At 40.9% G+C, this 9,557-nt stretch carries 7 protein-coding genes; 4 read left to right on the top strand and 3 right to left on the bottom strand.

Annotation, left to right across the window (positions count from 1 at the left end):
* Both PLH43_RS11825 and PLH43_RS11820 read left to right on the top strand, forming a co-directional pair.
* Positions 1-542: ATP-binding protein (locus PLH43_RS11825; protein ID WP_324363357.1), on the top strand; the 542-nt coding region annotated here is incomplete at its 5' end.
* Between the two features lie 22 nt (positions 543-564).
* Positions 565-2,388 carry a sensor histidine kinase gene (locus tag PLH43_RS11820; protein ID WP_324363354.1) on the top strand — a complete coding sequence of 608 codons (1,824 nt, stop codon included), beginning with the start codon at positions 565-567 and terminating at the stop codon, positions 2,386-2,388.
* A 5-nt stretch (positions 2,389-2,393) separates the two neighbouring features.
* On the opposite strand, the gene ispF is transcribed toward PLH43_RS11820, so the two are convergent.
* Positions 2,394-2,864, bottom strand: coding sequence for a 2-C-methyl-D-erythritol 2,4-cyclodiphosphate synthase (gene ispF, locus PLH43_RS11815; RefSeq protein WP_324363352.1), 471 nt, complete (start codon positions 2,862-2,864; stop codon positions 2,394-2,396).
* 539 nt (positions 2,865-3,403) lie between these two features.
* Here ispF and PLH43_RS11810 point away from each other — a divergent pair.
* Positions 3,404-5,122: a proline--tRNA ligase gene (locus PLH43_RS11810; RefSeq protein WP_324363350.1), complete on the top strand. Its 1,719-nt coding sequence runs from the start codon at positions 3,404-3,406 to the stop codon at positions 5,120-5,122.
* Between the two features lie 219 nt (positions 5,123-5,341).
* Positions 5,342-6,184: a CAP domain-containing protein gene (locus PLH43_RS11805; RefSeq protein WP_324363348.1), complete on the top strand. Its 843-nt coding sequence runs from the start codon at positions 5,342-5,344 to the stop codon at positions 6,182-6,184.
* Between the two features lie 132 nt (positions 6,185-6,316).
* Here the strand turns inward: PLH43_RS11805 and pelA are convergent, their stop codons facing one another.
* Both pelA and PLH43_RS11795 read right to left on the bottom strand, forming a co-directional pair.
* Entirely contained in the window at positions 6,317-8,029 is a 1,713-nt protein-coding gene (gene pelA, locus PLH43_RS11800) for a pectate lyase (protein WP_324363346.1), read from the bottom strand.
* Between the two features lie 22 nt (positions 8,030-8,051).
* A partial coding sequence (locus PLH43_RS11795) for a pectinesterase family protein (RefSeq protein ID WP_324363344.1) occupies positions 8,052-9,557 on the bottom strand: 1,506 nt, incomplete at its 5' end.

Here is a 9,557-nt window from a genome sequence, read left to right as displayed (position 1 = left end):
GTTCTGTATTTACCTGCCTAAAAAGTAAATATATTCCTTTTATACTCTCCACGCAGGCCGACAACATGAATGAATCGGAGAACATAAGCTTTACGGTGGGAGAGCTGTTAAAAAGAGTTGAAATTTTAATGAGCCACGAGCTTAAGAAGTTTTCCTGCGAGCTGAGAATAGATATAAGAGTGGATGAGAACACGCAAATAAAGGGAGAAATAAACAACCTTGTTCAGGTAATGAACAACCTTATTTCCAATTCTATTGAGTCTTACAACGGAAAGGAAGGAAAAATAGACCTGTTAATCAGTAAAAATACCCAAGAGGTGGAAATAGTTATAAGAGATTATGGAAGCGGAATACCGGAAAATGTGAGAAAGAAGCTTTTAAAAGAAATGATAACGACCAAGGGAAAGAACGGAACGGGACTTGGGCTTTATATGTCTCACTCAACGATTAAAGGGAAGTTTGGCGGGACAATGAAAATTAAGAGTGAGGAAGGAAAAGGAACGGAAATATCCATATTGATTCCTTTTACTGCCAAAGCTTAATGAACGGGTGGGAGCGTGTAAAATGGCAAAGGTTATCAAAATGTTGAAAAATGTTTTGAAAAAACTAAATATACAAGGAATAAAAAAACAGATAAGGTTCAATATTTGTTTTGGTTTGATTGTATTGGTTTCCACAACATTATTGGGATATCTTTCTTATAACATGATATCGGCTGACATGATACATCATACTGCTGACGATAACTTCGAGCTTATTAAGCAAATTTCCAATAATATTGAAACTATAATGACCGGATTTGACAATATATCAAACGAAATTTTGACCAACGAAAAATTCGATAAACTTGTAAAAGCCCACGTCAAACTGGATAATGAGCATAAAAGGGCAGCAAACAGAAGAGAAATAGAAGACATACTAAACGGTTATACCAATACGAGAATAGACATTGCAGACATAGCAGTGATTACGAATACCGGAGAGTACATTACTTCAGGAGAGACGAGACCGCAGACTACGGACAATGTGCTGGCCTACTATGCAGTACGGAGATTTCAGCAAAGCGGAATGGATTCATTGTGGCTTGACACATATCAAACTGAGGTGGCATCCACCGGTACCCATACAGGCAATCAACTGGCCATATCAAATATGAAAAGCATTAAAGGAGAAAACAATGAGAAAATTGGCATGCTTATACTCAATATAAAAGAATCGCACATATACAATCTCATATCCGACATAAAGCTTCCCGATGAGGGACAACTGTATATCGTAGGCAAAGACGGCAACTATGTGATGAATCCTCTTAACAGAATTCAAAACGGAAAAGTGGATTATGTAAAGTATGAATTGTACATTGAGGAAATAATAAAGCAGAAAAACGGAACGTCTATTAAGAACATAAACGGTAAAGATTATTTATTGACTTTCCATACAATTGACAACACAAACGGGGTTGAGTTGGGGTGGACAGTGTTTGCTATGACACCTGTTGATATCATAACATCGGGTATAGAAAGTACCCAACATGCTTCTTATGCAATCGGTTTGATATGCGTTATTATTGGATTTGCGATTTCTTTGATAATTACAAGTCTTTATAATGTTCATCTGGAAAAAAGATATGAAAGAAAACACTCTATTATTATGGAGAGGGAGAGGCTTGCATCTTTGGGACAGCTTATAGGCGGAATAGCGCAGAGCTTCAGCACTCCTATTATGTCAATATCCAGAGGACTGAATGAATTGAACAATCTTGTGGACGAATATGAAAAGTCTATTGAAGACGATAGTGTATCGGATGCGGCAAGGCATGAAATTGCTTTGAAAATGAAACAATGGTTGGACAGTATAAAACCATATTGCTCGTATATTTCGGATGAAATATCTGCCGTAAAGGGTCAGGCTGTTAACTTCAACGAGTCAACGGATGGAATATTTACTGTTGATGAATTGATTAAAAACGTCAAAATACTTATGAGCTATGAGATTGAGCGCTGGAACTGTGAAATGAATGTGGACATTAGAGTGAGCGGAGACACCGAGATAAGAGGAGAAATAAACAATATGATTCAGGTAATGAACAATATAATTACCAATTCCATTGAGTCATATAACGGCAGGGGAGGAAAGATTGATATTATATTCAATAGAAAAGGACATAACCTGGAGATTACCTTGAGGGATTATGGGTGCGGAATTCCCGAGAGCGTAAAGAACAAGCTGTTTAAAGAAATGGTGACAACCAAGGGAGCAAGAGGTACGGGGATAGGAGTGTATATGGCCTATTCCACCATAAAAGGAAGGTTTGGTGGAACTATGACCATTGACAGCAAAGAAGGAGAGGGAACCTCCGTAAATATCAGCATACCCATTAAGGGATAAAAGCTTTACTCCACTGTAACACAGCTGAATACCTGGATACCCAGCCCCTGGCCGAATTGGGTAAGGCCCTCCCCGGTGGTGGCGGTTATACCTACGGAATTTTCCGGTATGTCCAAAAGCTTTGATATACTGCTTCTGATTGCCGGAATATGGGGAGTGATTTTTGGAGTAAGGCATTCTATGGATATCGATACGTGAACTATTTTCTGACCGTTTAAATACTTAAGAGCCTCTTTCAGATAAACTTTGCTGTCGGTTATACCTTTTTCAAGGCAGAGCTCATCGCTGATTTTTCCAAGTATGTTTACGCAGGTAACCCCGGAAATTGCATTGGTGATAGAGTGGAGTACAACATCCGCATCGCTGTTTCCTTTAAGCGGCGGGTAGCCTTCCAATACCACTCCTCCAAGCACGAGCTTTTTATCTTTGTCATCAAAATCAAACCTGTGGCTGTCCTGACCTATTCCAACTTTCATCCGTAATCATTCCTTTTTATTATTTGTTATCGGTATTATATTGCTGTTAATTGGATTTTAATATTCTTTCACGATTATATCGTACTAATCAATAACAGGCAAGAGACCCCAAGTTTTTTGTGCTTTTCATGTATATTGACATAGTATGGCAGGTATATTAATATATAAAATATAGTAATTTGAATATCAAAGACAAATAACAAAAGGAATATATGTTTATATGGTCTATGAAGGGGCTGCGAAAGGGCAGGCTTCAAGAGAAGGAGCTTCATGGGTAAATAAGCTTCCTTGAAGGATTTTATTTATTCATGGCTGCGAGAGCTCCCAAGCAATAAACTTTCTTCCCACCCCGGAGATGCAGTTTACAAGACTGCCGGCTATACTCCGTTACAGGTATATAGAGCAGGGGTTTACCAATTTGGGTGGTACCGCGGAAAACAACACTCCGTCCCATAGCAGTGGACGGATTTTTTAATGTGAAGCAAATTATGTTGGTTTAATATTTCATGTTTTATTTTATAAGGAGGTTTTTTTAAGTCATGAGAGTTTCCAATATGTTTTTTCAAACATTAAGAGAAGTTCCGGCGGAAGCTGAAATAGCAAGTCACCAGCTTATGCTGAGGGCCGGACTTATGAGAAAGCTGGCATCGGGAATCTATTCCTTTTTACCTTTGGGCTACAGGGTATTTAGGAAGGTTGAGCAGATTGTAAGGGAAGAAATGGACAGGGCAGGTGCCCAGGAACTGATAATGTCGGCACTCCTTCCCGCCGAATCGTACCAGGCATCGGGAAGATGGGAGGTATTCGGGGCGGAAATGTTTAGGCTCAAGGACAGAGGCGGCAGGGATTTTTGCCTTGGACCAACCCACGAAGAAATATTCACCGAAACTGTAAAAAGTGTCACAAAGTCGTACAGGTCTCTTCCCCTTACCCTCTATCAAATTCAGACAAAGTACAGGGATGAGAGAAGACCGAGATTTGGCGTAATGAGGTCAAGAGAGTTTGTGATGAAGGATGCATACAGCTTTGACAGGGATGAGGCAGGTCTCGACATATCCTACCAAAAGATGTATGATGCATATTGCAGGATATTTGACCGTCTGGGATTGGACTATATCATTGTGGATGCAGACACAGGAGCGATGGGTGGCTCCGGCTCACAGGAGTTTATGGTAAAGTCGGCAATCGGAGAGTCCCGTATTGCATATTGTGACGCCTGCGGTTATGCAGCCAATGATGAAAAGGCTGAGTGCATACCCGAAAAGTGCTGCGATGGCAAAGAGTGCTGTGAAGAATTGGAGATGGAGAAGGTTGCAACCCCGAACGTGCGCACCATTGAGGAGCTTATGGAATTCTTCGGCTGCTCTGCAAAGGAATTTGCGAAGACCCTTATATATAAAGCAGATGATAAAGTAGTTGCTGCCATGGTAAGAGGGGACAGGGAGCTGAATGAGACAAAGCTTCAGAATATCTTGGGCTGCATAGAGCTTGAAATGGCAGATGCCGAAACGGTAGAGAAGGTGACGGGCGCAGCTGTCGGTTTTGCAGGTCCTATAGGCCTGGATATTGATATTATCGTTGACCTTGAGGTCGCTGAAATGAAGAACTTTGTGGCGGGAGCAAATGACACAGGCTTCCATTACAAGAATGTTAATATAAACAGGGACTTTAAAGCCAAATATGTAAAGGATATTAGGACAATCAAAGAGGGAGATGCGTGTCCTAAATGCGGAGCCGGCGTAAAGGTTGAATTCGGTATTGAGGTTGGACACATATTCAAGCTTGGAACCAAGTATTCGGACGCATTAAATTGTGTGTATCTTGATGAAACCGGCAAGGAAAAACCGATGATTATGGGATGCTACGGCATAGGAATAAACAGAAGCATGGCTGCTGTAATTGAGCAGAATAACGATGAAAACGGAATAATTTGGCCTATATCTATTGCACCGTACCATGTAATTGTAATACCGGTGAATCCTACCGACAGTGTCCAGATGGAGCTGGCGGAAAAGATATATGCTCAGCTTGGCGAATTGGGTATTGAGGTATTGCTGGATGACAGGGATGAAAGGCCGGGAGTTAAATTCAAGGATGCCGACCTTATTGGTATTCCGATAAGGATAACTGTAGGTAAAAAAGCAGGAGAAGGCATTGTTGAATATAAGCTGAGACGTGAGAAGGACTTTGTTGCAATCCCATATGAGGAAGCAATTGCAAAAGCAAAAGAGGAAGTGGCGGAAGGCCTTAAAAAATAACGGGAAAATTCAAAGCTCAAAGGTTTGATTTTTACTGCTTAAACGAAGAGTATTGCGTGTTTTACATGCGGTACTCTTTTTTTTATATAAAGTTTTTTATTTTATAGTTTGCTTATGTAAATAATTCATTTAAATTTGTCAATACTATAATCAACACTGTATAACCAACTATAATCTTATTTTAATTGTATGTTTAATTTGATGACTTGGAGGGATTTTATGAAAAGGAAGATAGTCTTACTAGTTGTTCTCGCTCTTGTCCTTACGGGGGGCACGGGTCTTTTGGGACTTGGTTTCCAAAATGCTTCGGCAGCTACTACCTTCCAGAAGGTAAACTTTGTAACCGGAGTGGTGACTGCAGACAGCTTGAATGTAAGGCAGGGTCCGTCTACCAAATTTCCAGTTGTATGTGTACTTAAGAAAGGACAAACTGTGAATGTGTTTGGGAAATTGGGGGATTGGTACGCAGTTTATGAACCCGCGAGCGGATGCGTGGGAGCAGTTTCTTCAAAGTATATCAAGCAGCAGGGTACTACTACCGGTACCACAACCAAAAAACCAACGAAAACTTCAGCACCGAAGGCACCTGCACCAACACCGGCAAAAGCTTCACCTGCACCGGCCACTGCAGCTAAGGCAAGTCCGACCGCTCAGGCACCTGCAACACCGGTTACAGGCTTAAATGCAGATGAACAGCTGACACTGGAACTTATCAACAAGGAGAGAGCAAAAGCAGGACTTGAGCCGCTTAAGATTGATGCAGAGCTTCAGAAGGTGGCTAGACTCAAGGCAAAGGACATGGTTGAAAAGAACTATTTCTCGCACCAGTCCCCGACATACGGTTCTCCTTTTGACATGATGAGGCAGTTTAACATAAGCTTTAGAACAGCAGGAGAAAATATTGCAGGAAATCGTACGGTAGAGGGAGCTGTTCAGGCTTGGATGAACTCGGAAGGACATAGGAAGAATATATTAAATGCCAATTTCAATTACACCGGAATCGGTGTTGTGGAAAGTCCTCAATACGGCAAGATGTTTGTGCAAATGTTTATCGGAAAATAACGTGAAAAGGTAAGTAAAAATCTGCAGGGACAGCATTCCTGCAGATTTTTTTTAAAATTACCGGCTATAAAGATTTTGATTTCGTATTTTAAATAAAAAAGTTAACGGTATAGGAGCTTTCAAGTTTGGTAATTACAAAGGCAATTTGGTAATTGTTTTTAATAAAAACCTTTTTAGTATGGACAAATCTACCGAGTCGACAGAGCCGTTTCGATTTAAGTCTGCCGCAATTAATTTGTCCTGTGACAAAGTTGTTTGTCTAAGAATATGTCTTTTTAATAGCGAATAGTCGCTAGAATTCACCAATCCATCACCGTTTAAGTCACCGTATACAATGCTTTGATTGTTTTCTTTGACTATCACAATGTAGTTCACAACACCGGATGAGGTTCCGTTGGGGCCAAGGGTTACGACGGAATTTGAGCTAAAATCCTTTTTATAAAGGTTGTAGGTAACTTGGGGTGAGCCGTCATCGGTTATGGAAAGAGAGGTTTTAGTCCAACTGCCCAGCCAGGACGGAGGATTTGCAACTCTCGAATCCAGGCCAACGTATACGGTTATATCAGTTTTGGCGCCAAAAACCGCCGCATCCGATGTGAAGGTTTTTGAATCACAGGCGGTTCTGATCCATTCGGAGCCAAGGAGCTCGCTTGGGATTGAAACAAATTTATATGTCCTGTCACCGAATACATTATCTCCAACTTTCAGGTTTGACTGTATGGACCATTTGGACGCATTTGTTTGATCCTTTATTATTAATGATTTTATCAATTGTCCCTCCATGGGCACTGGTGTAGGACCGGGTGTAGGGCTTGGTACAGGTGCTGATTCAACGAGTTTTTTAGGCCAGTCTCCATACCATGCGTAACCGGTTCTTCTTTCCTGGCTTATTTCGGACAGATTGTAATGGATTGAGCCGTCACGGTCAACAAACATCGGCCTGTTGGTGCCAATTTCATAAAAACGTGCCCAGATTGGAGGTGCAGACGGATCGCTTACAACTATTCTGTCATTTCCGGTGTTAACCACTTTAATTCCGTTGATTTGAACTTTTTTAAACCATGCAATAGCAGAATTAATACTGTCTATCACTTCAGGACTTGGGTTTTCTATTGTTTTTAGATAATTTACTATACCCACACTTTCGCTGGAGCAAATGGATGGCAATTCATAGGACCTTCCGCTGGTCGGTTTTAAGGTTTTTTCATCATGCTGCTGGCACCATGCAGTCTTAACTCCATTGACTACAATCTGGGTTTTGAGAATACAATCTATTCCTTTTTCAACAGCGGTTTTGGCTCTTGATGCTCTGGTTGAGTCAATAAAGCTGAAATCACCGGATTTTTTGGAAACATTGGTTAATAAATTCATTACATTAATCATGGCATTATCGTTGTAGGTAATGTGAGCATGGTAGGTTCCCGGGTCGTTGAATATCTGGGGCCATCCTCCGTTTGAATACTGTCCGTTTAGAAGAAGGTCAATACCCTTTTGGCAAGCAGTCAGATATTTTGAGTTGTTGGTTTGCTTGTATACTTTGGCCAAAACAATAATTTGGGAGGTGGTTGTATTATTGTCAATGGTTGATTTTCCCCATGACCCGCTGGTACTTACAGTCATGTCTTTTCTCCATCCTCCGTCCGAAAGCTGGTATTTGACAATTTCATCTGCAAGTGCAATTCCTTCCGAACTTCCAAACCAAGAATCGGGTTTTTTCAGGATACTGCCCCAGTCAGGAGTCGAAGCCAATGCTGTTTGTGGCAATAAAACAACTGTAGAAAAAAGGTATACTAACATTGCCATGCATAATGCAATTGGAATTGGAGCAATTTTTCTTTTTAGCATTTATATCAACCTCCTTGAAAGATTATAAAGGCAATTTGGTAATTGTTTTTAATAAAAATCTTTTTAGTATGGACAAGTCTACCGAGTCGACAGAGCCGTTTCGGTTTAAGTCTGCCGCCGTTAATTTGTCCTGTGACAAAGTTGTTTGTCTAAGAATATGTCTTTTTAATAGCGAATAGTCGCTAGAATTCACCAATCCATCACCGTTTAAGTCACCGTATACAATGCTTTGATTGTTTTCTTTGACTATCACAATGTAGTTCACAACACCGGATGAGGTTCCGTTGGGGCCAAGGGTTACGACGGAATTTGAGCTAAAATCCTTTTTATAAAGGTTGTAGGTAACTTGGGGTGAGCCGTCATCGGTTATGGAAAGAGAGGTTTTAGTCCAACTGCCCAGCCAGGACGGAGGATTTGCAACTCTCGAATCCAGGCCAACGTATACGGTTATATCAGTTTTGGCGCCAAAAACCGCCGCATCCGATGTGAAGGTTTTTGAATCACAGGCGGTTCTGATCCATTCGGAGCCAAGGAGCTCGCTTGGGATTGAAACAAATTTATATGTCCTGTCACCGAATACATTATCTCCAACTTTCAGGTTTGACTGTATGGACCATTTGGACGCATTTGTTTGATCCTTTATTATTAATGATTTTATCAATTGTCCCTCCATGGGCACTGGTGTAGGACCGGGTGCAGGAGATGGCGTTTGAGATAAGAGCGCAATCGGATTCCAATTGTCGGTACCTTTTAACAGGTTTTCAGGAGTGAATTTTGCTGCTTCGGCATCGGACAACTGCCTTCTGGATGAATTGATTACCGCTCCCGGGCCTGTGTTTTTGTATTCAAAAAAACGTGCATTTTCAGGTTGATTACCGCTCATGCTGGTCCAGCCAACCTCTCTAATATGGGCTCCCAAATAACAAGTTTTGTATACTACATAAGCATTGGGGCGCCAAGGCCTTCCGAGATATGTGGAATTTTTGGGAGCGCTGCTTGTTAAGTTACAGTTTAAAAACAGGAATCCGTAATTTTCGATATCAGTGCTTGCGGCAGTGACGTATCCGCCTCTTGGAGTGGAAACAATTTCGCATTTGTCAAACACAGCTGTTGCACCGCCAAATATAAAATCTGTGTCGCCGATAATCTTGCAGTTCACATAATATTGCCTTCCCGAATGGGCATACAAAGTATCCTGATTTCCGATAAAAATGCAATTTTTGATTATTTGTCTGTCACCGCGAATATAAGCAGCTACAGCTTGTTTGTCGTTTACATTGATATTTTCATCAAAGGAATTTTCAATTGTGAGATTTTCAAGAATTGTATCAGTTCCATAGAGATAGAATGATGCAGAGCCGGATGTACCGTATGTGGTACCGTCGGGTTTTAGCTTACCGGCATAATTGTCATATGTGATAATCGTTCCCGTGTTGCTTTCTCCAATAAGATGAATGTTGTTTTTTCTTATTGTAACAACTTCTTTGTATGTACCGTTTTTGATAAATATAACAATTCTTTTTGAATT

Origin of the sequence: Acetivibrio sp., assembly GCF_035371925.1 — a bacterium.
GTDB lineage: Bacteria > Bacillota > Clostridia > Acetivibrionales > Acetivibrionaceae > Hungateiclostridium.
This window is presented reverse-complemented; position numbering and strand designations above follow the sequence as displayed.

Excerpts from the sequence above, each read along its gene's own strand:
- pelA (WP_324363346.1), bottom strand. The coding sequence starts at position 8,029 with ATGCTAAAAAGAAAAATTGCTCCAATTCCAATTGCATTATGCATGGCA.
- PLH43_RS11805 (WP_324363348.1), top strand. The coding sequence starts at position 5,342 with ATGAAAAGGAAGATAGTCTTACTAGTTGTTCTCGCTCTTGTCCTTACG.
- PLH43_RS11810 (WP_324363350.1), top strand. The coding sequence starts at position 3,404 with ATGAGAGTTTCCAATATGTTTTTTCAAACATTAAGAGAAGTTCCGGCG.
- PLH43_RS11820 (WP_324363354.1), top strand. The coding sequence starts at position 565 with ATGGCAAAGGTTATCAAAATGTTGAAAAATGTTTTGAAAAAACTAAAT.
- ispF (WP_324363352.1), bottom strand. The coding sequence starts at position 2,864 with ATGAAAGTTGGAATAGGTCAGGACAGCCACAGGTTTGATTTTGATGAC.